General features: G+C 30.5%; 21 protein-coding genes and 1 other annotated feature (1 of these 22 cut by a window edge). Of the genes, 10 read left to right on the top strand and 11 right to left on the bottom strand.

Going from position 1 to position 26,702, the window contains the following annotated elements; genetic code table 11:
- Positions 1–225: a binding site (T-box leader), on the top strand (it extends 17 nt beyond the left edge of the window).
- Positions 226–308: 83 nt separating this feature from the next.
- Both metE and PNO30_RS07410 read left to right on the top strand, forming a co-directional pair.
- A complete protein-coding gene (metE, locus tag PNO30_RS07415) occupies positions 309–2,549 on the top strand; it encodes a 5-methyltetrahydropteroyltriglutamate--homocysteine S-methyltransferase (protein ID WP_271964842.1) in 2,241 nt (746 codons plus the stop codon).
- A gap of 9 nt (positions 2,550–2,558) precedes the next feature.
- Positions 2,559–4,400 (top strand): bifunctional homocysteine S-methyltransferase/methylenetetrahydrofolate reductase, encoded by a 1,842-nt coding sequence (locus PNO30_RS07410; RefSeq protein WP_271964841.1) that lies wholly within the window; start codon positions 2,559–2,561, stop codon positions 4,398–4,400.
- A gap of 71 nt (positions 4,401–4,471) precedes the next feature.
- Here PNO30_RS07410 and PNO30_RS07405 read toward each other — a convergent pair whose 3' ends face one another.
- The 6 genes from PNO30_RS07405 to PNO30_RS07380 all read right to left on the bottom strand — a co-directional run bounded on the left by PNO30_RS07405 (position 4,472) and on the right by PNO30_RS07380 (position 13,452).
- A complete protein-coding gene (locus PNO30_RS07405; protein WP_271964840.1) occupies positions 4,472–4,825 on the bottom strand; it encodes a YlbF family regulator in 354 nt (117 codons plus the stop codon).
- A 346-nt stretch (positions 4,826–5,171) separates the two neighbouring features.
- Entirely contained in the window at positions 5,172–7,196 is a 2,025-nt protein-coding gene (locus tag PNO30_RS07400) for a glycosyltransferase family 39 protein (protein ID WP_271987748.1), read from the bottom strand.
- A gap of 2 nt (positions 7,197–7,198) precedes the next feature.
- Positions 7,199–8,200, bottom strand: coding sequence for a glycosyltransferase family 2 protein (locus PNO30_RS07395; protein ID WP_271987747.1), 1,002 nt, complete (start codon positions 8,198–8,200; stop codon positions 7,199–7,201).
- A gap of 333 nt (positions 8,201–8,533) precedes the next feature.
- Entirely contained in the window at positions 8,534–10,684 is a 2,151-nt protein-coding gene (locus PNO30_RS07390; protein ID WP_271987745.1) for a YhgE/Pip domain-containing protein, read from the bottom strand.
- A gap of 126 nt (positions 10,685–10,810) precedes the next feature.
- Complete coding sequence (gene nrdG / locus PNO30_RS07385; RefSeq protein WP_271987743.1) at positions 10,811–11,458, bottom strand: anaerobic ribonucleoside-triphosphate reductase activating protein; 648 nt, start codon at positions 11,456–11,458, stop codon at positions 10,811–10,813.
- Between the two features lie 377 nt (positions 11,459–11,835).
- Entirely contained in the window at positions 11,836–13,452 is a 1,617-nt protein-coding gene (locus PNO30_RS07380; protein ID WP_271987741.1) for an ATP-binding cassette domain-containing protein, read from the bottom strand.
- Between the two features lie 376 nt (positions 13,453–13,828).
- Between PNO30_RS07380 and pcp the strand changes: the two genes are divergently transcribed.
- The 3 genes from pcp (at position 13,829) to PNO30_RS07365 (ending at position 16,448) form a co-directional block, all read left to right on the top strand.
- Positions 13,829–14,476, top strand: a complete 648-nt coding sequence (gene pcp, locus PNO30_RS07375; protein ID WP_271987739.1) for a pyroglutamyl-peptidase I — start codon at positions 13,829–13,831, stop codon at positions 14,474–14,476.
- A gap of 172 nt (positions 14,477–14,648) precedes the next feature.
- Positions 14,649–15,053, top strand: a complete 405-nt coding sequence (locus PNO30_RS07370) for a MarR family winged helix-turn-helix transcriptional regulator (RefSeq protein WP_271987737.1) — start codon at positions 14,649–14,651, stop codon at positions 15,051–15,053.
- Positions 15,054–15,065: 12 nt separating this feature from the next.
- On the top strand, positions 15,066–16,448 hold the full coding sequence (locus PNO30_RS07365) for an MATE family efflux transporter (RefSeq protein ID WP_271987735.1): 1,383 nt from the start codon (positions 15,066–15,068) through the stop codon (positions 16,446–16,448).
- A 49-nt stretch (positions 16,449–16,497) separates the two neighbouring features.
- On the opposite strand, the gene srtB is transcribed toward PNO30_RS07365, so the two are convergent.
- The 3 genes from srtB to PNO30_RS07350 form a co-directional block, all read right to left on the bottom strand.
- Positions 16,498–17,301 carry a class B sortase, LPKTxAVK-specific gene (srtB, locus tag PNO30_RS07360; protein ID WP_271987734.1) on the bottom strand — a complete coding sequence of 268 codons (804 nt, stop codon included), beginning with the start codon at positions 17,299–17,301 and terminating at the stop codon, positions 16,498–16,500.
- 97 nt (positions 17,302–17,398) lie between these two features.
- Complete coding sequence (locus tag PNO30_RS07355; RefSeq protein WP_271964828.1) at positions 17,399–17,722, bottom strand: heavy metal-binding domain-containing protein; 324 nt, start codon at positions 17,720–17,722, stop codon at positions 17,399–17,401.
- A 17-nt stretch (positions 17,723–17,739) separates the two neighbouring features.
- Entirely contained in the window at positions 17,740–18,729 is a 990-nt protein-coding gene (locus PNO30_RS07350) for a lipoate--protein ligase (protein ID WP_004392810.1), read from the bottom strand.
- 177 nt (positions 18,730–18,906) lie between these two features.
- Here PNO30_RS07350 and trpS point away from each other — a divergent pair, with 177 nt between their 5' ends.
- Both trpS and PNO30_RS07340 read left to right on the top strand, forming a co-directional pair.
- Positions 18,907–19,923 carry a tryptophan--tRNA ligase gene (trpS, locus tag PNO30_RS07345; RefSeq protein ID WP_271987732.1) on the top strand — a complete coding sequence of 339 codons (1,017 nt, stop codon included), beginning with the start codon at positions 18,907–18,909 and terminating at the stop codon, positions 19,921–19,923.
- A 225-nt stretch (positions 19,924–20,148) separates the two neighbouring features.
- Positions 20,149–20,892: a DNA/RNA non-specific endonuclease gene (locus PNO30_RS07340; protein WP_271964825.1), complete on the top strand. Its 744-nt coding sequence runs from the start codon at positions 20,149–20,151 to the stop codon at positions 20,890–20,892.
- Positions 20,893–20,931: 39 nt separating this feature from the next.
- Here the strand turns inward: PNO30_RS07340 and psiE are convergent, their stop codons facing one another.
- Positions 20,932–21,333: a phosphate-starvation-inducible protein PsiE gene (gene psiE, locus PNO30_RS07335; protein ID WP_271964824.1), complete on the bottom strand. Its 402-nt coding sequence runs from the start codon at positions 21,331–21,333 to the stop codon at positions 20,932–20,934.
- Positions 21,334–21,468: 135 nt separating this feature from the next.
- Between psiE and PNO30_RS07330 the strand changes: the two genes are divergently transcribed.
- The 3 genes from PNO30_RS07330 (at position 21,469) to budA (ending at position 24,796) form a co-directional block, all read left to right on the top strand.
- The gene (locus PNO30_RS07330; protein WP_271987730.1) at positions 21,469–22,020 is read left to right on the top strand and encodes a GNAT family N-acetyltransferase; all 552 of its coding nucleotides are present in this window, start codon (positions 21,469–21,471) and stop codon (positions 22,018–22,020) included.
- A gap of 320 nt (positions 22,021–22,340) precedes the next feature.
- The gene (alsS, locus tag PNO30_RS07325; protein ID WP_271964822.1) at positions 22,341–24,017 is read left to right on the top strand and encodes an acetolactate synthase AlsS; all 1,677 of its coding nucleotides are present in this window, start codon (positions 22,341–22,343) and stop codon (positions 24,015–24,017) included.
- 83 nt (positions 24,018–24,100) lie between these two features.
- A complete protein-coding gene (budA, locus tag PNO30_RS07320; protein WP_271987727.1) occupies positions 24,101–24,796 on the top strand; it encodes an acetolactate decarboxylase in 696 nt (231 codons plus the stop codon).
- Between the two features lie 147 nt (positions 24,797–24,943).
- On the opposite strand, the gene lpdA is transcribed toward budA, so the two are convergent.
- Positions 24,944–26,692, bottom strand: coding sequence for a dihydrolipoyl dehydrogenase (gene lpdA, locus PNO30_RS07315; protein ID WP_271987724.1), 1,749 nt, complete (start codon positions 26,690–26,692; stop codon positions 24,944–24,946).
- Between the last annotated feature and the right edge of the window lie 10 nt (positions 26,693–26,702).

The following is a 26,702-nucleotide window of genomic DNA, read 5'->3' as shown; positions in this document are numbered from 1 at the left end:
ATGAGTAGAAAAAAGGAGTTACACCAGAGAATCTCGGTAGCTGAAAAGAGATTAATGAATTTTTTTGAAGATGGTCTTTGAGTTTTAATTATCGAGCGGAAGTTAGGTAATTACGCAGAAATAGCGTTAAAATTTTAATGAGGTGGAAAACTAAAAAAATCAATTCACAATTTTAGATTTTCCATAAAATAAGGTGGTACCACGTATGAAACGCACGTCCTTAGACAATATTAGTTTATTGTTTAAGGGCGTTTTTATTTTTATAATTCAATATACAAAAAAGAGAAAATTTTAGGAGGAAAGAAATAATGACAAAAATTTCAAGTTTAGGATACCCACGTTTAGGGGAAAAAAGAGAATGGAAAAAATTAATTGAAGGATACTGGGCTCGTACAGTTCGTCAAAACGAGTTATTTGAAGAAGCAGAAAAACTTCGTCGTCTTTATATCGAAAAACAATTCAATGCTGGTTTAGATTTCATCCCTGTTGGTGATTTCTCACTATATGACCACATTTTAGATTTATCAGTTCAATTCAACGTTATTCCACAACGTTTCGAAGGAAGAGAAGTTGATGTAGACTTATTCTTCGATATTGCTCGTGGTAACAAAGATAATGTTGCATCTGCACTTAAAAAATGGTTTAACACTAACTACCACTACATCGTACCAGAATGGGAAAATGTTAATCCTAAATTAAATAACACTCGTCTATTAGACTTATACAAAGAAGCTAAAGAAATCGTAGGAGACAAAGCTAAACCAGTTATCACAGGACCAATCACATACGTAGCTTTATCAAGCGGTCTTGCTGAAGGTGAATTTGAAAAAGCTGTAGATAAATTATTACCATTATATACTCAAGTATTCAAAGAATTAGCTGAAGCTGGTGCTTCTTACATCCAAGTAGATGAGCCAATCTTCGTTACTGATGAAGGTAAAAACTATGTAGAATTAGCTCACAAAGTGTACAACCACTTCAACAATGAAGTAGATGCTAAATTCATTTTCCAAACTTACTTCGAAGCTTTAGTAGAAGCTGAAAAACTTGCTGATCTACCTGTAGCATTCGGATTAGACTTCGTGCACGGAAGAGAAGAAAACTTAGCTAATGTAAAAGCTGGTCTATTTAAAGATAAAGAAGTATTTGCTGGAGTTGTTGACGGACGTAATGTATGGAGCAATGATTTCGAAGATAGTTCTGCATTATTAGAAGAACTTAAAGCTAATGTTGCTGAATTAGTAATTCAACCTTCATGTTCATTACTTCACGTACCTGTTACAACTAAAAATGAAACAGAATTAGAAGAAACTTTATTAAATGGTTTAGCATTTGCTGATCAAAAATTAGAAGAGCTTAACTTACTAGCTAACAAATTAGACGGTAAAGAAGATGCTGCATACCAAAAACACGTTGATGATTTCAACAAACTACAAAATGCTGAATTTAGAAACCTTGAATTAGAATCAAGCGAAAATGTTCGTTCAACTCGTCCATCTGATTACAAGGTTCGTCGTGAAGTTCAAAACAAAAAATACAACTTACCAGTATTGCCAACTACTACAATCGGATCATTCCCTCAATCTAAACAAGTACGTTTACAACGTGCACTATGGAAAAAAGGTGAATTATCTAATGAAGCTTATGAAAAATTCATCGAAGAAGAAATCGCTCGTTGGATTAAAATTCAAGAAGACCTTGATATTGATGTATTAGTTCACGGTGAATTCGAACGTACAGACATGGTTGAATTCTTCGGTCAACGTTTCGCTGGATTCGCATCAACTAAATTCGGTTGGGTTCAATCATATGGTTCTCGTGGGGTTAAACCACCAATCATCTACGGAGATGTAAAACACGTTGAAGCTGTAACAGTTAAAGAAACTGCTTATGCACAAAGCTTAACTAATCGTCCTGTTAAAGGTATGTTAACTGGACCAGTTACTATTCTAAACTGGTCATTCGAAAGAACTGATATTTCTAAAGCAGAAATCTTCAACCAAATTGCTATCGCACTTAAAAATGAAATTGAACTTTTAGAAAAAGCTGGAATTACAATCATCCAAGTTGATGAACCAGCTATCCGTGAAGGATTACCTCTAAGAGACAGCAAAAAAGAAAAATATCTTGAAGAAGCAGTATTCTCATTCCGTTTAGCTACTTCATCAGTTCAAGACGATACACAAATCCACACACATATGTGTTATTCTAACTTCGATGAAATTATCGATTCTATCCGCGCATTAGATGCTGACGTAATTTCTATCGAAACTAGTAGAAGTCACGGAGAATTAATCTCTGCTTTCGAGACTGCAATCTACCCATTAGGTATCGGCCTTGGAGTTTACGATATCCACTCTCCTCGTGTACCAACAAAAGAAGAAGTACGTACTAATATCTTACGTCCACTTCAAAAATTATCTACAGAACAATTCTGGATTAACCCTGACTGTGGATTAAAAACACGTGCTGAAAAAGAAACTATCGAAGCTTTAGAAGTTTTAGTTGAAGTTACTAAAGAAATCAGAAATGAACTTGCCGCTAAATAGGAGGTTCATATGAGAAACTTATTAGAGAGATTAGAACAAAATGTACTCGTAGCCGATGGAGCTATGGGTACAGCTCTCTATAGTAATGGATTGGAAAGTTGTCATGAATATAATAATATCTCTAATCCAGATTCTGTGGAGAAAATTCATAAAGCTTATATCGAAGCTGGAGCGGATATAATTCAAACAAACACTTATGCGGCAAAAAAATGCCAACTTAAGACATATGGCTATGACGATAAATTCGAAGAAATTAACATTCGTGCTGCTGAAATAGCACGCAAGGCTGCTGGAGAAGATACTATTGTTTTCGGAACAATCGGAGCTATTCGCGGTCTTCGCGAATGTGAACTTTCATTAGAAACTATTGTAAAAGAAACAATTGATCAAGTAAAAGTTCTACTATCAACAAATAAAATAGATGCGTTGTTATTCGAAACTTATTATGATCAAGAAGAAATTCGCGCTGTATTAACTGAAGCAAGAAAATTAACCGACTTACCTATTATCACTAATATTTCATTATTAGAAGCAGGTATTACTCAAAACGGAGAAAAAGTAACTGATGCTTTAAGTGCACTTGTTAACCTAGGGGCTGATATCGTTGGTTTAAACTGTCATCTAGGTCCTTATCACATGATTAAAAGTTTAAAACAAGTACCATTATTTGCACAAAGCTACCTATCTGCTTATCCTAATGCCAGTTTATTACAACTAACACAAACAATTAATGGTAACGAATATCGTTTCAGAAAAAATTCTGCTTACTTCGAACAAAGTGCTAAACTTCTTGTTGAAGAAGGTGTAAGATTAATCGGTGGATGCTGTGGTACTACTCCAGAACATATTCGCGCTATTAAAAAAGGAATAAAAGGTCTTAAACCTGTTAAAAGAAAAGTAATAACACCGCTACCTGCAGAAGAAGAACTAGTTAGAGTAGCAAATAACAAACCAACAATTGTTGATAAAGTCAAAAAACAAGTAACTATAATTGCCGAATTAGATCCACCAAAACATTTAAATGTTGATAAATTTATTGAAGGGGCTAAAGCAATAGACAAGAAAAACATTGAAGCCATTACTCTTGCAGATAATTCTCTTGCTAGTACTCGTATTTGTAACTTGTCTGCTGCAACTTTACTAAAAGAACATATTACTACCCCTACACTACTTCATTTAACATGTCGTGATCATAATCTTATCGGACTACAATCTCGTTTAATGGGATTTGATCTTCTTGGAATTAATAATGTCCTTGCTCTTACTGGAGATCCAAGTAAACTTGGTGATTTCCCTGGGGCTACTAGTGTCTATGATATGACTAGTCTTAAATTAATTCCTTTTATTAAACAACTTAACGAAGGACTTGGATATAACGGAGCTTCACTGAAAAAAACTACAAACTTTACTGTGGCAGCTGCCTATAATCCTAATGTTCGTGACCTAAGTAAAACAAAACGTCTAGTTGAGAAAAAAATAAAAGCAGGTACTGATTATTTTATTACTCAACCTGTCTTTGAAGCTGAAAAAATTGAACAATTAGCAGAACTTGCCGCTGATTACCCAGATACACCATTCTTCGTTGGTATAATGCCAATAACTAGCTACAACAACGCTGTCTTCCTACATAATGAGGTACCTGGAATTAAATTATCAGAAGAATTCTTAGCTAAGTTAGAAGAAGTAAAAGATGATAAAGAACTTTGCCAAAAAGTTGCTTTAGAAGAAAGTAAAAAACTACTTGATGTTGCTTTAAAACACTTCAAGGGAATTTACTTAATCACACCATTTTTAAGATATGATCTAACATTAGAATTAATAGATTATGTTGAAGAAAATAAAGATAAATAAAAATTAGATGTGTATATAAAAATCACGGAGTTAGAATCATTCTAACTCCGTGATTTACTATTTTTCTTCTATTATTTGTTTCCGTATTTTTCAAAAAGTTCATCTAATGGTTTGTACATTACTTTATTTAAATCTTCAATTAAAAATTGAAGTTTTTGTTGAGCTTGTACAAAGTCTAAAAACTTAGAATTTTCCATTAATTTTTGTTGAATTTCTTCTAATGCTGTTAAATCTTCTTCTGAAGGCTCATTTCCTGATTGAGCTGCTTCCATTAAATCTTTTTGTTTTGATACGAATTGTGTATAAAGTTCATTAGCTTCTTCATCAGAATATAATCCTTCAGATGCTGCTAATGATGCTTTGTATTCATCAGATTCTCTTAATGCTCTTTCAAATTCATTTGCTTTATCATAAATATTTACCATAGTTATTTGCTCCTTTTATGTTGTAATTTTATTATAACATAGTTTTACCTTCTTTGACAATAAATCGTTTACACTTATTGAGGTTTCTATATTATCTGGAGTTATAAGGATTGACTTAAAAATCACGATTCCAGAGAAATCGATTTCGCCCTCCCGTTTAAGACTTTTAGATTAGTCCTTTTATTCTCAACAAACCCCTATAATTAAGATTTGTTATAATTATATTATATACTAGATACTTTATGTTAACTTTATGCTATAACTAAACTTAAATTAAAATACACAAAATAAAAAGGACCCATCCGAAGATAAGTCCCATTATTAATTTAAACTTTCTCTTATTTTTTTAATACCACCAAAGTTTTTTGTATCTATGTCCAATTTGTAATGATAGATCTTTTTTATTTTGATCTGCTCCATTAATATATAGTTTTCCTGCTTCATACATGTCTACCATTTCATTTGGTACACTTGAAATTACTATGCTACCATTATTATCACTTTCTATTTGTGAGAATTTCACACTATAATCTCCAGCTGGAAGATCATCAAAATACCAACGTAATGTATATGTTTGCAGAGGAATTTCCCAATATAATTCACGATATACAAATTCATGTTCTCTTACAACTTTATTATCTTTTTTATCAATAATTTCTACTTTGTATTTCGAATTATTTTTCTCATCGTATGATGATATATAACCACGAACGTAATTAAAACTTCTATTCGCTTTAAACGTTTGTTCTACTTCAGTATCTTTATTAACTCTAACTATTCCATCACGCAGATAATTATCTGTTGCATATATACTAATACCATTAATTACACGTGAATCATAGTCTAAGTTCATTGAATACGATGGTCTTAAGAAACTATCACTTCCTACTTGAAGTGCAAAAACTATTCCAAAAGCAATATAAAGTTTTTTCTTGTATTTATCAAATATTATAGCCTCATATCTTTCAGCAAATAAAATTAAACCTTTTGCTCCTAAAATAAAGATTATTGGCATCCATGCATAAACATATCTCGGTTTTGCTTCCCAAATTAAATGGAACATGAATACTCCAAAAATAATAATTTGGAATAAGAAACAAGATGTTATATACTCTTTTCTACGTTTATAAATGTAATAAACCATTCCAAATAAGATTACTACATACATCATTTGAGAAATATAGATAAAGAAGCTATTGTCACTTCCATAGAACAGTTGCCATAAGAATCCATCTCCATCCCTTAATGCACGAGTACCATTCGTGTAGTTTATAGTACCGTCACTCCAATTACCTCTTATTTTAAGAACTATCATAAGTAAATTAAGGAAAAATGGTCTATGAGTCACCCTATTAAAGAATAATCCCAGGTCATCAGCCATTTTATTTTGACTAAGATATGTAAATTGGAAATCTTGCCAGTTATAACTCCCCCCCTGGATACTCATTCCCATCATTACCCAGTGTAACATAGGAAATCTATAACCATCATCTTTCCAGAATCCATAGTGTGCCCAAAGCATATCAAATCCTTTTCCAAAGAAGATAAATGCAATTCCGAAGGTTACTAGTAATAATAACAAATTTTTGTACCATTTAAAAAATAGTAAGTACACAATTAATGCCGGTAAAATAATAATGATATTTGATCTGAGATTCCAAGCAAATGCTACTAATATTGCCACAGCTACAATATGCTTGGTTCTAAAGATAAAACTCCCATCCGATGGGATAAGTACATATATTATTAAAGCTACCATGATTACCATCAAAGTATCAGAATAGTAGAATAAACTGTACATTTGAAATGGTATGTATAAAATCATTAGACCAAGAATTATTGTTTGTTTTTGTTTTGTTAGTAATTTTCCAGCAGTTTTATACGTTAAGAATATTGTTGCCGTTGTTACTAAGAAACAGAATATATGCAACATCCAAACTTCAGAAATATGTAGAAATGCTGCTATACGATATATCCAATAAAGAATAATAGTAGGTGTAATATTATTAGGATAAACTAAAAAGTATCTCTCACCTGAAAATTTCCCATAGTTTAACATATAGTGTGCTTCATTTTCTATCTCTGCACCATCTGAAAAGTTTAAGGTATCCATCGATAATATTATTGCCTGAAATACTAAGTATGCTAATATTATAATTCTATTATATTTTTTTAATCCTACTTCATCAGTTGCTAAAATTTTCTTTACTGCATAAATAAATAATATGAATACAACAGGAACTCCTAAAAGTAACGCAAGTGGATTCAATATTCGTTCATATACAAACGGTGCTACATAAGCCCAAGTTAAAGCAACTGTGAAAAGCGCTATAAACGCATATGAAAATACATTATGAAGTATTCGCCTCATATTTATCTCCTATCCTTTCTGTTAAGATGATTAGCAAACATTATCGGAGACATTGCTATCATTGTTTTGTTAACAAATGTATCACTTTCAAAATAATTTTTTCTTGATTTTATCAATTCTAAAATTTCTATTTCCTCGGACATATTTTCATGCATTCTTAACACATCAAAAAGTAAGTATCCGCATAGAAGATTTAAACTTTCTTCATATTTTTTGTTTTGTTTAAACTCTTCTATTTTATTTACTGCAATCATTATTCTTCTAGTAGAAGCATCTATCATTGCATTGTTTCTCACTGATTTTTTTTCTAATAAGTCTTTATATCCAACTTTTCCAATTTGACTAACCTTTCCTGCTATATCAAAAGTTTTTAATTTAAAATATAAGTTCTCTAAAGCAAGCATGTCTTCTTGAAATCTTAAATTATAGATATCTAAAAATTTTCTTTTAAACATACAAGCAGTGATATTATAGTTTAAATCACTTTTCAATCTTTTAATTTCTTCTACTAAATACTCTTGACCAGATGAAATCTTTTCATCTAATATACTAGGATATCCATCTCTAGTTAACATTACAATATCAAGATTATTTTTAGAAATCTCATTATATAAAATCTCTAAGTAATTTTGTTTTAATTTTGAATTTTCTTCTACAAAAACAACATATTCTCCTTTAGCAAAATCTAACGCACAGTTTTTCGCTGATGAATTAGATCCTAGTTGTTTTTTTATATAATTTATTTTACTACTATCGACTGCAGCAACCGCTTCTTCTATTTCTGAACTAGAAAGATCATCGACTACTATTACTTCGAAATCTTGAAAACTTTGATTAAATAAATCATTAATTATTTCCTGTAATCTTTTTACACTTCTATAAGCGGCTAAGACTACAGTAATTTTCGTTTTATTCGTTGTTTTTATTTTTTTTATTAAAATTTCATTTCCCAAAAGCATTGTATCTAAAAAGATATCTTTTGTTCTATCTAATGTTCTAACCATAATCTATCCTCTATATTTTAAGGTTTTATCTTTTTATTATATCATAAAAAATACTATTTTTCATTTACTATGAGAAAAGTAGAGATTAGGAGTGATTCAAAAATCGTGATTTTGAAAAAATGATATGTACCCCTTTTACTGGACAAGCCGGTAAAAGGGGTACATATCAAAATCGATTTTGTCGAATCACCCCGAAAAGTTTATTAGATATCTAAAAGCTTTTATAAAGCGAATTTAGATATCAATAAACCACTGCGTATATGAGTTATCATACGAATTTTGTTGAATTTTAGGACTTTTAAATCAGCCAAATCTACGCTAAATAGCAAATTATTATAAGAATAACTTAGAACGTTCTCTTTCTCTACTTAATTTTGCTGAACGTGCTTTTAGACTAACTAGAATCGCTCCACCTAAAAGAACAATAATTAGATATATAAATAATATTTTTATATCACGGTGCACAGCTGGAGCATATACACCACCTACCGCTTCACGTAGTAATCCTATTGAATAAGTGAATGGTACTTTTGGATATAATGTTTGGAAGAATTTTGAAGTCATCTGAATCGGGAATGTTCCCCCTGAACTTCCTAATTGCAGAACTAATAATATAATACAAACTGCTTTCCCTACATTTCCTAAAATGCATACTATTGTATAAATAATTGATGAAAATAGTAAAGATATTAATAATGCAAATATAACAAATCTAAAAGGTGATGTCGCCTGAGTACCTAGAACATACATATCACCTAAAGTTATAATTAATGTCTGGAATAAAGAAATTATTACAAACAATAACCCTCTTCCAAAGTATTTTTGATATGGTTTATATTTATTTTCTTCGTCTTCTACCTTAGTAGTTAATAACGAAGACATTAATAATGATCCAACCCAAATAGATAAAACTGTATAAAATGGAGTCATTGCTGATCCGTAGTTTTCTATATGATAAAGTTTATTCTCTTGAAGTTTTACTGGATTTGCGAAGAATTCAGCTTGTTGCTTATAATCAACTTTTAATAAATTAAACAGTTGGTTTTTATCTACTTCTCCATCAGCTTTTTTTATTTCATCTGTTAGTTTTTGAATTTTGCTTTTTGCTGATGGCATATGAGCTTGTAATGTTAATAACTTGCCATGAGCATTACTTATTTTCGCTTCAGTTTCTGATAATTTTCTTTCTACGGCTGGAAGTTCTCCTTGAGCTTGGGCTATTATTCCACTCACTTTATCAATATTAACATCTGCCCTACTAAGAACCTGTGATATTAATGGAGAAACCTCATCATTTAACTTAGTATTCATATCTGTTGAAAGTTCGTTTATTCCAGCTGATTTATTTACAAACTCTTCTTTCAAAGTATCTGTAATTTCATCATAGTGATCCATCTTATTATAAATATTAATATTAATCTCTTTTACTTTATTAATATCATTTTCTAGATTTGTCACTTTGGCTAGTTGATTATTAAATAATCTTTCATTAGATAGATTATTAAAATATTCGAAAATATTCTTTATAAGTTGTAGTCTTTCTCCACTAGCTTGAAGTCTACTATCTAAAGCTTTTTGTCTAGCTTTAATTTCTTCTGTTCTGTCTGGTTTTTGTTGAATTTCTTTTGCTATAATATTTGCTTCTTTTGATACTTCTTCAACTACACTTAAATGATTACTAATAATAGGTAGCATCCTATCATTAAATCCTTGAATATTGTTAATTGTTACACCTGCTTTATCAGCTAGCATAATACTGTTAGTCGCTGCTCTATCTATTTCAGGTAAAGTATTTTGAACTGTATTTAATATATTATAACCATGTTCTACTTTTCCTATTAATTCATTTAAACTCGCTTCATATGTAGAAAAGTTCTCATTCAATTTGAAAATTTCTTGTTTAGCTTTTTCTATTGATGGTAAATTTTCTTCAAATTTAATACCGGCTTCATGTAGTTTTTCAAAAATTACTCCATTTGCCGTTTCAACGAAACTCTTACTAATATTATTAGCAATTGCTGAAGCTCCACTATTAGTTATTTTAGGACTAATAGCATTAATCTTCTCATTTACCGTATACTCAATTGTCGCCCTTTGAGGTTCTGTTCTACTAACAGAAGTCATATCTTTACTAAAGTTTTTTGGAACTACTATACTAGCATAATAATCACCTATTCTTACTCCGTCCTCAGCTTCTTGTTTATTAGATACAAACTGCCAATCTAGGCTCTTATTACTTTTTAATCCCTCAACTAAACTATTACCTAAGTTTAACTCTTTACCATCGACAGTAGCCCCATCATCTTCAGATGTAACAGCAACTTTAATATTATTTGTATGACCATATGGATCCCATGAAGATAAAATGTTTGGCCATGCATACATCGATGGTAAAAAAATTAATCCTACTATAATTATCCATGTATTAGTTTTTCTAAATACTTCTTTTATATCATTTCGAAAAATCTCTATAATATTTTTCAACTTTTGATCTCCTCTCAATAATTTAATTAACAAAAATAATTAGAGATTTTATATGTCCCTAATTATTAACTTAAATATTATATCATGAAAAACTTTCTATTAAAAGTAATTTCATTTCTAGTATTACTATTCTAAATATAACACTACATTATCCCTACTCGAATTTTTTAAATCTATAATTCTTTGGTTACTACTCCCTCTAAATCTTAAACTTAGATCTTTCAAATAAATCATGAACGGTCCATCTACCAATACATCACATAGATTTAATAATTCTTTTTTATCCTCACTAGCATTTAAGAGTTGTTCATATGTATAACCACTGTATACCCAGATATCTTTTGTTGAACCGAATTCATCTCTTACTCTTTTCGCTAAAGATTTAGCTACTTGAGTATTAAGAAATGGCTCTCCTCCTAAAATTGTTAATCCTTGTACATACGAATTACTTAAATCTTGTATGATTTTATCTTCTATTTCTTTTGTATATAATTGTCCCGCGTTAAAGTTTTGGATACTTTCATTAAAGCACTCTTTACAAGAGAATAAGCAACCACTTAAATATATTGAACACCTTACTCCCTCTCCATCAACAAATTGAAATGGTTTATAATCTGCATATTTTTTCTTAGAATATACTTCAGCTAACCAAGTGTCGTTAGCTTCTTTAAATGTTCTCATCATACACTTATTATTAGTAGTTTTCTTATTAGCACTATATTCTGAATTATCTATCGTGCTAATAATAGTTCTTAATTTTTCTTCTCTAGACAAAATCCTCACCCCTTATGTTTTAATAATATCATTTTTAATAATCAATTACAATTTATCTTATAAAGAGATCCTCAAAAATCTTTATTTTTGAGAAATCGATTTTACCAAATAACAATAATACAGTTTGTTAAATACCTAAAAAGTTTTTATAAAGCGAAATTAGATATCAATAAAGTACCATATCTAAGATTCTCATATAAACTTTCTAAAATTTGAAACTTTTGATTCAGCACCTTCAAAATATATCTTATATAAAACGACAAAGAAAGACTTAGGAAAATTAATTTTTATAAAATCAAAATCCTAAGTCACTAGTATCTAACTCCATGTATAAGTATTACTTATCTGCGGTAATATTTATAATGTTGCTCTTACTCTTATTTAATTTCTATGATATCTGTAGCAAATTTATCAAATTCTTTACTATGAGTTATTATCAAACTTGTAATATTGTGTTCTTTTAAGTAGTTAAAAATGTTTTCTACTATTAATTCACTCAAATTGGTATTCATAGCGCTTGTCGGTTCATCCAAAATAATAAACTCAGGTCTTCTTATTAATATTCTAGCCAACTCTAGTCTTTGCTTTTCTCCACCACTTAAGTTTTTTCCGTTTTCTTTCAATAAATAATTATACCCTAATTTATCAATCAATTCTTGCAGGTGTAATAATCTAGCTATCTCATCAAGTCTATCCTCGTATGAATCACCTAAGAGAATATTATCTCTTATTGTAGCTTCATATATGTATGGTTCTTGACTTACTTTCAAAAATTCTCCTAAAACTTGAATATTATTCTTATATATATCTTTTTCATTGATTAAGACTTCCCCATCTAACTTATATGCACCCTCTTGCAAGTTTCTTAATATAAGATTAGATATCGTCGTCTTTCCTACTCCGCTTCTTCCTTTTAGGATTAGAAAATCACCCTTATTTATGTTTAATCTAAAATCAGATAAAATCAGATTGTCTTTAAAATAAAAACTAGCTATATTCACATTTACACTATTAAAATTACTTATTTTTAATACTTCCTTCTCTTCATTGCTTTTATTATTGAAAGTCTTAGACAACTCACTTTCTATTTTATAAGCAGTCTGCCTAACAGTTATTTTATCTGATATAGAATTTATAGGTTCATCTAACATTCTAACTGTAGAAAATATTGCAATAGCCGAACCTATGGAGAAATCTTTATATATTATAAAATACACTGAAAGTAATAGAGAAACAATAGGTAGTATAAATGCAACAGTAGCAGATATACCTACATATAACGAAAAATACTTTGCTAAGTCAGTATTGACCTTTATTCTCTTATTTATAATATTTTCTTTAAGATAATCTATAAAGTACTGTTCTTTATTTAATTGCTTTAAATCAAAATAACCTAATATTGACTGAAGTATATATTGATTAGTTTCACCTAATAATTTCTGTTCACTCTTCATACAATTCGAAAGCTTCTTACTTATTTGTTTTATAATAAAAAAACATACAAGTATTACAGAGAATAATATAAGTGTTATCGAAACATTATACCTACACATAAACATCAATATAGAAAACAAAATAAAAGACTGAGTTACTAAAATAACTTTACCTTGAGAATACCAATCTGATATCTTTATACTATCTGACGTTAACTTAGATAATATTTCACCGCTTTTTGCTTCTTTAAAATCATTATATTCACTTTTTAAAAACTTATCATAAAAATACTCTAAGACAGAAAAATTTCCAAGAAAGAAAAGTTTTCTTAAAAAATATTGAGAAAGAAATAACAATAAAAAATAAAATACTAATATTATTATCAAGTATTTAACAAAATGATAAACTCTCTCAAAATCTTTAGATATCAAACTATCCAAGATAACTTGAATAATAAAAATTGATGTTAAATTTACTATAGTTCTTAGTAAAATAAAAACTACGGTAATAAATTGAACAATATACAACTTATTATCATAATATTTTTTTGTACGATACATAATCTTCCCCTCCCTATTTATTTCAAATTACTTCACATAACTTTGTTTTATCGACTATTAATAAAGTAAAACTTATCTTTTTACAAAATACATCTTAGATAGTTAATATATTATAACATTCTTTTCAGAATAATGTAAGATTATTTCTTAAAAATCTGAAAATTAAAACTGGTAAATTTATGATTTTTTATCTCTTATTTTATGATTAATTACAATTTATCTCCTAAAATTATAAAAATACTATTTTAAAATTATCTAAACTGTTTTATAATTATTATAATTTAAAAATTTAATTAATTCAGATGTAATAATTTTCTTAGAATATTATTAAGTTAATTATTACAATATATTTTTTATAAATATTATGAGGTGCCTTATGAGAGTATTAATAACTGGTTTTGATAAGTTTGGTGGCGAGAGTATTAATCCTTCTAGTTTATGTGTTAATAGCTTATCAGATGTAATAGATAATATAGAAATAAAAAAAGTTACCCTACCTACAGTATTCAAAGATAGCTCACGTGTTTTAGAAGAAAACATAAAATCATTTTCTCCTAATATAGTAATCTGCGTTGGACAAGCTGGTGGAAGAAGTAAAATTACACCTGAGCGTATCGCTATTAATATTGATGATGCTAGAATCCCAGATAATATTGGAAATAGCCCTATTGATGAAACCATACGAAAAGATGGAGAGAATGCATATTTTTCTACACTGCCAATAAAAGCAATTGTTGATGAATTAAATAAAAATAATATCCCTTCTGCTATTTCTAATACTGCTGGTACTTTTGTATGTAATCATATTATGTATGAGGCTTTATACCTAACTACAAAAAAATATCCAAATATTAAAGCTGGATTTATTCATATCCCATATATTGAAGAACAGGTTAAAGATAAACCTAATATGCCTTTTATAAAAAAAGAAGACATAATCCAAGCTTTAGAAATTATTATAAAAACTTCTGTAAATTACTTTGATAAAGAAGATACAAAAATAACAGGTGGTTTAGAGCATTAATTATCTCTATGTATATATAGTAGTTCAAATAGAATCTAATTTTCAATAATAACAAGAAAACACTGAAAAGAAAGTATAAAATATATTATTTTCAGTGTTTCCTTTTTTATATTGACAAAATAGTATACTAAGTATATAATATATTAGCTATATTATTTTAGGTGGTGAATTTATGTTAAAAGATGCATTGGGTTATAAGCTTATTACGCTATTAGAGAATATGAGAAGTTATACTAAACAACCTTTGGCTGAAATTGGGATTACACATGGACATTTCATTACTCTTATCTACATTTCAGAAAATGAAGGAGTTACCCAAGCTCAACTTGCTGAAATCCATAGAAAAGATAGAAATATTGTTGGAAGAAACATCGATGCACTCGAAAAGCAAAATTTTGTTATTAGAAAACGCGGAGTGAAAGATAGACGTTCTTTTACACTACATTTGACTGAAATAGGTACAGAAATTTTATCAACTTACTCTAATCTACTAAACACAGCTGAAAAAGAAGTTCTTAAAAACTTGACTGAAGAAGAAATTACTATTTTCTTTACACTATTGAATAAAATAACTTAAGGAGGAAATAATATGGAAAAAACACAAAATTATATAGAAAATCCACTAGGTACAAAACCTATAAAAAAATTACTTACATCATTTGCTTGGCCTGCTATTACAGCTAATATCATTAATGCAATGTATAGCGTAATTGACCAGATTTTTATAGGGCAAGGTGTTGGATACTTAGGTAATGCTGCAACAAACGTTGCCTTCCCTCTTACTACGATTTGCTTAGCTATAGGTTTAATGATAGGAATCGGTGCTGCCTCTAACTTTAATCTTGAACTAGGTCGTGGAAATCCTGAAAAAGCTAAGTCCGTAGTTGGTACTGCAGTATCTTCATTATTTATTATAGGGATTATTATTACGATTTTAGTACATATATTTTTAAAACCTCTTATGTATGCATTTGGATCTACTGATGAAATTTTAGAATATGCAATGACATTTGCTGGAATTACTTCTTTAGGTATTCCATTCTTACTAATTTCTATTAGTACTAACCCTATTGTTCGCTCTGATAATAGTCCAAAATACTCTATGTTTGCTATAATTTTTGGTGCTGTTCTTAACACTATTCTTAATCCAATTTTTATTTTTGGATTCGGTTGGGGAATTGCTGGTTCAGCTTGGGCTACAGTAATAAGTCAATTTTTATCTGCAATGATTCTTGTATTTTATTTCCCGAGATTTAAAAGTGTTAAATTTAATAAACAAGATTTCATACCTAAGCTACCTTTATTAAAAGTTGCAGCCGGATTTGGTATGCCTTCGTTTGTTTTCCAAGGATCTAATATGATTGCACAAATCGTAACAAACAACCTATTAAATATTCACGGTACAAATTCTGTATACGGTAACGACATTCCCATTGCAGTTGCAGGTATTGTAGCAAAAATTAATATAATATTTATCGCTATTATTATTGGATTAATTCAAGGAGCACAACCAATTTTCGGATATAATTACGGAGCAAAAAAATACGAAAGAGTTCGTACTACAATGAGATATACTATGAAATATGCAATGATTATCTCAATTACATTTTTCTTAATTTTCGAAATTTTCCCCAAACAAATTGTTAGTCTATTTGGTAATGGTAATGAACTTTACTTTGAGTTTGCAGTTAAGTACATGAGATTCTTCTTACTATTCACATTTATAAACGGTGTTCAAATTTCAAGTTCGACATTCTTCTCTGCAATAGGAAAACCAAAAATTGGAGTTACTATTGCCTTAACTAAACAACTTATAGTACTAATACCAATGTTATTTGTTCTTTCTCATTTCTTTGGTATTGATGGAATAATTTATGCTACTCCAGTGACTGATCTTTGTGCATTCTCAGTTTCTTTATTCTTCTTAATTAGAGAATTTAAAATAATGCCTAAACATAATGTTACTAAATAGAAAAAAGCAATCTAGTGATTAAAATCACTGGATTGCTTTTTATTATTTATTATCTTTTAGCTACATATTTTAATTCATCTTTATGTTTAGCTTCAAAATCATTCATCTCATTATCTGGGATTTGACGTAAGTACAGATTAGATCGGATTGTTTCATCTTCCTCACGGCAAGTAGATAATACTAAGTATTTATCTGTAGCTTTAAGTTGAACACTATCATTCTTAGTTGTTGCATCTTTTTTAACGTTAGTTAATTGGTTTAAGAAATCTTCATCACTTTCAAAATCTAAACGATAGAATGAAGTTGTCTCAGGTACGATTGTTAAGAATGCTGCTTCATAGTAGTATTTTCTCTCTGGAGTTTCAATTACTACATATTTGTGTTTATCCATATATTCTTGTTTGTCATAATAGTTAACATCGTTAAACATACGGTGGTCTCCTACTTTACTTCCACGAGCGTGTCCGAATAACCAAGTTAATCTATCATGGAAATCTTTTTTGTTGTCCATATCCATAAATACAGTACCAAGGTAAGGAACATTTCCACCTTCGAATGTTTTATTTAAGTATGTTTCATTGTCATTAGTTTGTACTACAGGTTCATCTAAATCTGTACCTGGTGCATAAATATATGCTACAGTCTCATTATTCGTTTTAGTTAAATCTGCAAAACGTTTTGATAAATAATCTTTATCTTCTTTACTTACTTTATAAGTCGAATCTGATGAACTAGAACTCGAACTCGAACTTTTATCACTACTACATCCAGCTACAAATACAGCTGATACTACTAGAGCGATTGTTAAAAGTAAAATAGAGAAAATCTTTTTAAAATTAAATATTTTTTTCATTATATTTTTCCTCTCTATTAAAATTTTAATAACTGCTTAATATTATACAATATCTTATAAAATATTGCTATTAATTTTATTTTTACTATTATATATTTTATCTTACTACAACTGCTGTTCCTGTAACTGTTACTAAAAGCATGTTATTACCGTTACTTCCTAGAGCATCGAAGTCTATTCTAACTCCGATAACCGCATTTGCTCCCATTGCTGCTGCACGAGCTTCTAGCTCTTTTAAAGCTTCAGTTCTTGCTTGAATAATTTCATCTTCGTACCCTTGAACTCTTCCACCAAAAAGGTTTCGAATTCCTGCTCCTAAATCTTTAATGAAATTAATCCCAGCTACTACTTCACCTGTAGCAAATCCTTTATATTCTACTACTTCCATTCCTGGAACATAGTTTGTCGTTGCAATTATCATAATACTTTACTCCATTATTAGTCTACTAATATATCTACTACTTCTTCTAATGTAGCTCCTAAGAAATATGAATTAATATCGATTTGCTCTAAAACTTTTTGAATATCTTCTTTTTGGTATTTTACACCTACTAATTTTTTAGCAATATCTTCTACATCCATTACTCCGAAGAAGTCTCCATAGAATTTGATATTAGTAATAACTCCTTGTTCTACCATGATATTAGCTTCAATTTTACCAGTTTTTAGTCTTCTATTACGTTTAATGTTGAAGTCAGGGTTCTTACCGTATACCCAATCCCATGAGTTATTTTTTTCTTCTTGGATTGCTAAGATTGCAGCTTCATCTTCTTTAGTTGCAACAAAATCAGTCATTTCGTATTTTTCACTCATATATTTTTTCAGTGCAGCTACGAAATCTTGAACTGTCATGTCCTGGTTTGGAAGATGATCCTTAATATTTGTTACACGTGAACGCACTGATTTGATACCTTTTGATTCAATTTTATCTTTAGAGACTTTTAAAGCATCTGCTAAAACTGATGTATCAACATCAAACATTAAGCATCCGTGGTGCATAATACGCCCATTGCGTACGTATTGAGCATTACCGCAGAATTTTTGTCCATCGATTTCTAAGTCATTACGCCCAGTAAATTCTGCTTTAACTCCTAATGAGTCTAATGCATCTAGCACAGGTTGTGAGAATGATTTGAAGTCAAATTCTTCACCACTTCTACCGTTTGAAATAATTGTGTAGTTTAAGTTGTTTAAATCGTGGTATACTGCTCCACCCCCACTTACACGACGAACGATTTTGATATCTTTGTCATCACAGAATTTTTGGTTTACTTCTTCTGTTGTGTTTTGGTTTTTACCAACAACGATACATGGTGAGTTTATCCATAGCATAAACACATCATCTTTTTCTGCAAGTTCATTAAAAGCATATAGCTCTAGTGCAGTATTGTAGCGTGGATCATTACTTTTTGATTCTATGTATATCATATTAATCTCCTTGATAATTAACTATTTCTTTATCTCTTATTATAACATTTTTTTCTAAGTAAAACACTAAATTTTTATCCAAAATGATATTTTTTGTACTAATTCAAACAAACTTTTCATATATTATGGTATAATTATAAGGAATTATAAAAATTATTATAAAGGAGTTACCCTTTTATGACAAAAATTATTTTAACTGGAGATAGACCAACTGGTAAACTTCACTTAGGTCACTATGTTGGTTCTTTAAAAAATCGTATAGCTTTACAAAATGAAGATGATACTAAAGTATTTATTATGATAGCCGATCAACAGGCGCTTACTGACAATGCTGATAATCCTGGGAAAGTTATTGAAAATATAACAGAAGTTGCACTTGATTACCTTGCTGTAGGAATTGATCCTAGTAAAACAACTATTTTCATTCAATCACAAATTCCACAACTTGCTGAATTATATATGTACTACATGAATTTAGTTTCAGTTTCTAGATTACATCGTAACCCTACTGTTAAACAAGAAATTAATGATAAGAAATTTGGTGAAAGTATCCCTGCTGGATTCTTCACATATCCTGTAAGTCAAGCTGCCGATATTACAGCGTTTAAAGCAACTCACGTTCCTGTAGGAGAAGATCAAAAACCAATGCTTGAACAAACTCGTGAAATTGTACGTGATTTTAATAGAACTTACAACAAAGAAGTTCTTGTATTACCAGAAATTGTCCTACCGCCAAAAAACCATGCTCGACTTGTTGGTATTGATGGACAAGGTAAGATGAGTAAAAGTTTAAATAATGGTATTTACTTAGGTGACAGTGAAGAAAACATTAAAGCTAAAATCATGAAAATGTACACTGATCCAAATCACATTAAAATCGAAGATCCAGGTCAGGTAGAAGGAAATGTAGTATTCACGTACCTTGATATTTTCGATTCTCGTACAGATGAAGTTGCGGAGCTAAAAGAACACTACTCTCGTGGAGGACTTGGTGATATGAAACTAAAACGTCGTTTAAATGATGTAATGCAAGATTACCTACGTCCTATCAGAGAACGTCGTGAGAAATTCGCAAAAGATAAAGCTGAAGTTTATAGAATGCTTAAAGCTGGAAGTGAAAAAGCTGAAAGAGTTGCAGCTGCTACTTTAGATGAAGTAAAAGATGCAATGGGCATTAATTATTTCAAAAAATAAAATTAATTTTTGGGGCTGACCCAAAAATCATAAAATTTAACAAAGTGTCTATGAGAACTCATAGACGCAGTGGTTTATTGATATCTAAAGTCGCTTTATAAAAGCTTTTTAGATATCTAATAAACTGTGCGGGGGTGACTCGACAAAATCGATTTCTACGAAATCACGATTTTTGAGTCACTCCCTCTTAGTTATTTAACATATTATAAAAAATAAGGAGACCATATGGCAAAGAGAAAAAAACAACAATTATCACTATTTTCAATTATTTCTATAGCTATAGTTGTTCTAGCTGCATTTGCTATAACATACTATACTAATAAATCTTCAAATAAAAATGCTAATACTACAACTTTTACAAGTGTATCAAAAATTCCTGATGATGTGATAAATTCACTTACTGCACCAAAAGAAAGTGAAGCTACAGATAATAATAAATATAAGGTATTAAACAACAATAACCCATATTTTGCTAAAGAAGATCTTTCTACAACATCCTATGAAAATTACAGTCCACTTGATAAACTTGGTCGTGTTGGCCAAGCAAATGGAATTATTGGTGTTGATTTAATGCCAACAGATAAACGTGAAGAAATTGCTCACGTTCGTCCTAGTGGATGGCAAAGTAACCGTGGAACTCATGTTTACGATAGATCTCATCTTATCGCGTTCCAACTTGCCGGTGAAAATGATAATGATAAAAACTTAATGACTGGTACAAGATTTATGAATCTTAATATGATTCCTTTTGAAAATGAAGTTGCTGACTACGTTAAAAAGACTAAAAAACATGTTCGTTACCGTGTAACTCCAGTATTCAAAGGTAATGACCTTGTAGCACAAGGAGTAATTATGGAAGCAATGTCTGTTGAGGATAATGGTAAAAGTGTTAAATATAATGTATTTTTACCAAACTTCCAAAAAGGTGTAACTATCGACTACAAAACAGGAAAATACACTGTAAAATAAATACTAAGACTTCGAACAGATTTTGTTCGAAGTCTTTTCTTAATCTTTTTTTATAAATTTTTCAGCAATAGCTAAACTAATTACTAATAGTAAAATCGCAGCTGCCCAGATTAAAACACTTTTAGGATCATCATGTTGAACAATAATCAATCTTATAATTGCTGTGATTCCAATATAGATAAAATATCTAAGTGGGAAATGATAATTATTTTTAAAGTATTTAACTATTAAAGCAACAAACTCGAAATATAAGAAAAATACTAATATTCCTTCTACAAAGTGTTGATAATTTCCCTGCTCGGCAAGGAATTTTGATCCTTCGTGGAATATTTCTTTAGCTTCCATTATCAAACCAAATGACAATAATATCCCTATAATCAATAACCCGATATTCATAATCCAAAGAAAGATATCAGAAATTATTTTACTAAATTTTTCCATCGTTCACCTCTCTAATCATTTTTCATGACTTATTATATCATAAACCTCTTCAATATAATAATTAGACTGCTTAATTTAACTTATTTATATATTTTAAAATTTTTCTTATGTTATAATATAAAAAAGGAGATTTTTATGATTACACTGAAAAAGATAGAAGAAAAACATTTAACCGACTTATATAACGTTATTTACTCATCAGAAACTCCAGAATGGAGTAAATATAACGCCCCCTACTTTAATGATTTTAAGTTAATTGATTTAGATACCTTCCTACTTAAAAATCATCACGAATATTATTTAAGTGACCGTGTACTAGGAATATTTTTAAACAATAAACCTATAGGAATTGTTACTTACTATTGGGAATGTTTTGCTACTCGATGGCTAGAGATTGGAATAGTAATTTACGAGCAGCATACATGGTCAAAAGGAATAGGCTATACAGCATTAAATGAATGGATTAAAATCTGTTTTAATAAATTCCCTGATATTCAACACATTGGACTTACTACTTGGAGTGGTAATCCTCGAATGATGAGATTAGCTAAAAAACTTGGTCTTATGTGTGAAGCTAGAATTAGACAGGTTAGATATTTCAACGGTGTTTACTATGATTCTGTAAAATACGGAATCTTGCGAGAAGAATATTTTAACAACAATATTTTACCACCTCATAATAGGTAATATGGGAGTGACTCAAAAATCGTGATTTCAAAGAAATCGATTTTGTAGAGTCACCCCCGTACAGGTTATTAGATATCTAAAAAGCTTTTATAAAGTGAATTTAGATATCAATAAACCACTGCGTCTATGAGTTCTCATATACACTTTGTTAAATTTTATGACTTTTGGGTCAGCCCCATTCTTTGCAATATTTACATAGAATACATATAAAATTGAATTTCAATAACACTTATACTAGTATTCTATTCTTGAAAAAAATATGATATAGAGTTAGAATATTATTATATATTTTTTAGTCTCATGATTTAGGAGGAATAATAATGAGTGAACATTTAGAACAACAATCTCGCCGAGGCGCTGAATTAGTTGTAGATACATTAATAAATGAAGGAGTTAAACACGTTTTTGCTATACCTGGTGCAAAGATAGATGCTGTATTCGATGCTCTTGTTGATCGTGGACCTGAACTTGTGGTTGTACGTCACGAACAAAATGCTGCTTTTATGGCTCAAGCTGTTGGGCGTCTAACTGGAAAACCTGGTGTTGCTTTAGTTACTTCAGGACCTGGTGTTAGTAACCTTGCTACTGGACTTATTACTGCAAACTCTGAAGGTGACCCTGTTGTCGCAATCGGAGGTCAAGTTAAGCGTTCTGATTTATTAAAACAAACGCACCAAAGTATGGATAATGTTAGCCTTCTTCGTCCGGTAACTAAATCAGCTGTTGAAGTTGGTCATCAAGATAGTATTTCTGAAGCCATTACTAATGCATTTAGAAAAGCTAAAGAACCTAAAAAAGGAGCTACATTCGTATCACTACCTGCAGACGTAATAAATGAAAAAACTTCTGTGAAAGCTATCAAACGTCTTAGAGAGCCTATTTTAGGGATAGCAGATCCAAAACACGTTAGTGATTTAGTTGAAAAAATAGAAAATGCTGAGCTTCCAGTTCTTTTACTAGGAATGAATGCATCAACTAAAGAAGCTACAGAAGCTATTCGTTTATTAGTCGCTAAAACAGGTATTCCTGTTGTTGAAATGTTCCAAGCTGCTGGAGTAATTTCTCGTGGATTAGTTCAACACTTCTATGGTCGTGTTGGATTATTTAGAAATCAGCCTGGAGATAGATTATTACATAAAGCAGATTTAATAATCTCTATCGGATATGATCCTATTGAATATGATCCGGTATATTGGAATACAAATAAAAATGCTACTCTAGTTCACATTGATGATACTATTGCTGTTATTGATCGTGATTACCAACCTGATATTGAACTTATCGGAGATATTTCTGAAACATTAAAATGTATTTATAACGGAAATCCTAAAGTAAGAATTTCTGAAGAAAACCTAGCTTACTTAAAAGAACTTCAAGAAGAAATAGTAAAACGAGATGAGCCACCTAAATCAAAAATCGAAGGACGTCTTCACCCACTAGAAATTATTCAACAAACTCAAAATGCTGTATCAGATGATACTATAGTAACTTGTGACATTGGATCTCATGGAATTTGGTTAGCTAGACACTTCCGTTCTTATGAACCTCGTCACCTACTATTCTCTAACGGTATGCAAACTTTAGGAGTAGCTCTACCATGGGCAATTGCTTCTGGATTACTTTATCCTAATAAGAAAACTTTATCAATTTCTGGTGATGGAGGATTCTTATTCTCAGCAATGGAACTTGAAACTGCAGTTAGATTGAAATCTCCTATTGTTCACGTAGTATGGAACGACTCATCTTATAATATGGTTGCCTTCCAACAAGAAATGAAATACGGTCGCGATTCTGCGGTTCATCTTGGCCAAGTAGATATTAAAAAACATGCAGAATCTTATGGAGCTGTAGGAATGCGTGCAACTACAAAAGAAGAATTTGCAAAATGCTTAGAAGAAGCTTTCAAAATTGAAGGGCCAGTTGTTATTGATGTTCCTGTTGACTACAGTGATAACATCAAACTTGGTGAAACTCTTCAAGATAGCTATTTAAACTAGTTTTGAAGAGCTACTAGTTTCTATTGAACATGATTCAAGTTTTCTCTTGTTTCTAAAATATAAAACATAAAAGGAGAATTATTATGTTATATCAATATAGCACTATGGCTGCGCTAATGGGTGGAGCATTTAGTGGAACAACAACTGTAGAAAAATTACTAGAACATGGTGATTTTGGTATTGGTACTTTCGAAGGTGTCGATGGAGAAATGATTATACTAAATGGAGAAGTTTATAAAACTGATAGTAATGGATTCTCTACTTTACAGCCTAAAGAAGCAACTTCACCTTTTTCAAACATTACTAAGTTTTCTACAAACTTTAAAAAAGTAACTACAACAAGTTTTGAAAATTTAAACAATGATATTAGTGAATATCTAAATCCGAATTATTTTTATGCTATAAAAATAACTGGAGTATTCGATAAAATTGATACTCGCTCACCTAAAAAACATGAAAAACCTTATCCTACTCTTCTAGAAATATTAGAAACGCAAAGTATATTTAATTACGAAGATAGTAAAGGTACAATAGTTGGTTTCTTTTCTCCAGAATATACTCATGGAGTTGGTGTGGGAGGATTCCATCTTCATTATATTAGTGATGATCGTACTCAAGGTGGACATATTTTTAACTTCGATATTAAAGATGCTACAATTGAAGTATCTAAACCATTAAATTTCACACTAGAATTACCTCAAAGTGAAGAATATAAAGCTGTGAATATTAATTTAAAAACATTACATAAAGAAGTTCATGAGGCTGAAAGTTCTCGTTAGCATAATACACTCAAGCAAATTTAATCTTGCTTGAGTGTATTTTTGTATACAAATATATTATTTAAAAAATTAAATTAATTATATATAGAATTTAAAATAATAATACAAAAAAAGCAACTAGAAATCTAGTTGCTTTCTTCATTAAACTTATTTAGTTTTTTTCTTAGGTGCATGGATACACATATCGATACAGTCAGCCATTGCTTCATATAAAGCTTCTGAGTATGTTGGGTGACCATGGATAATATCCATAACATCATCAATTGTCATTTCTGTTTGGATTAATGTTGAACCTTCATTGATAATTTCTGCTGCAACTGGTCCTACAATGTGGATACCTAAGATTTCTCTGTATTTAGTATCCATAATTACTTTAACGAATCCTTCTCCGTGGTTAGATGCTAATGAACGACCGTTAGCTGCAAAGTTGAATCTACCAACTTTAACATCATATTTTTCGCGAGCTTGATCTTCAGTTAAACCAACCATTGCGATTTCAGGGTGAGTGTAGATTGCTGCTGGAGTAGCTTTAAGATCAACTTTTTTGTGGTGACCCATTGCATTTTCAGCTGCGATTTCTCCCATCTTGAATGCTGCGTGAGCTAACATTTTAACTCCGTTAATATCTCCAGGAGCGTAAATTCCTTTAATAGAAGTTTCCATGTATTCGTCAACTTTAACACGTCCACGTTCCATTTCGAATTTATCAGCTAATTCTCCAAGACATGTGTTATCTGGAACACGTCCGATAGATAGTAATACTTTATCAACTACGATATCTTCTTTTCCTTCAACTTTAACTACTACTTCGTGACCTTTATCAACGATTTCTAATAGTTTAGTAGATGTAAGAACCTCGATACCTTGTTTTCTGAATTGTTTTTCTAAAGCTACAGATGCATCTTTATCCATGTTAGCAATTAGACGATCAGCCATCTCAACGATAGTTACTTTAGAACCAAATGTAGAGAATGCTTGTCCTAATTCAGAACCGATTACTCCTCCTCCGATTACTGCTAAACGAGATGGTACTTCAGTGATATCTAAGAACTCATCACTTGTAAGAACTTTATCACTGTCCATTCCTGGAATGTTAATTCTACTTACTTTAGAACCACCAGCTAAAATTACATTATCAGCATCGATAGTTTCTTTTTCATCAACAACGATTTTCTTATCAGCTGTTAGACTTCCTACACCATTAAATACTTTAACACCGTAAGATTTAAGTAATCCAGCTACTCCACCAGATAGAGTTTTAGATACTTTATTTTTAACTGCTACAGTTTGTTCCATATCAACTGTAAATGCATCATTTACAAGTTTGATACCACGATCTTTTGCAGAACGGATGTAGTTAATGATTTCTGCATTGTGTAAGAATGTTTTTGTTGGAATACATCCACGGTTTAGACATGTTCCACCAAGTTCACGGTTTTCTACTAATGCTACTTTTCCTCCTAATTGAGCCGCTTTAATAGCTGCTACGTATCCAGCAGGACCTCCACCGATAACTGCTACATCATATTCTCCACGACGTTCACGTTTTGGTAATACTTCTTCTGCTTTAGTTTCAGGTACTTTAACATCTGCTGCTACTTCTTTAACAACTTCTTGAGCTGCTGCAGTTGCTCCATCAGCTCCTGGTACTGCTTCACCAGGTTGTCCAATCCAAGCGATTGTTTGAACTACTGGTACAGTTGATCCAGCTGGGTGAAGAATTTTTAATAATGTTCCACTTGCTTCAGCTTCAACTTCCATATTAACTTTATCAGTTACGATTTCAAGTAGGACTTCACCTTCTTTTACTTCGTCACCTTCTTGCTTAAACCATTGTACGATTTCGCCTTCTTCCATTTCACTTCCGGCTTTTGGCATAATAACTTCTACTGCCATGTTATAATCA

It is taken from the genome of Gemella haemolysans (genome assembly GCF_028308085.1).
GTDB classification, from domain to species: Bacteria; Bacillota; Bacilli; order Staphylococcales; family Gemellaceae; genus Gemella; species Gemella haemolysans_D.
The sequence above is the reverse complement of the archived record's forward strand: the minus strand, read 5'-3'. Positions and strand labels throughout refer to the sequence as shown.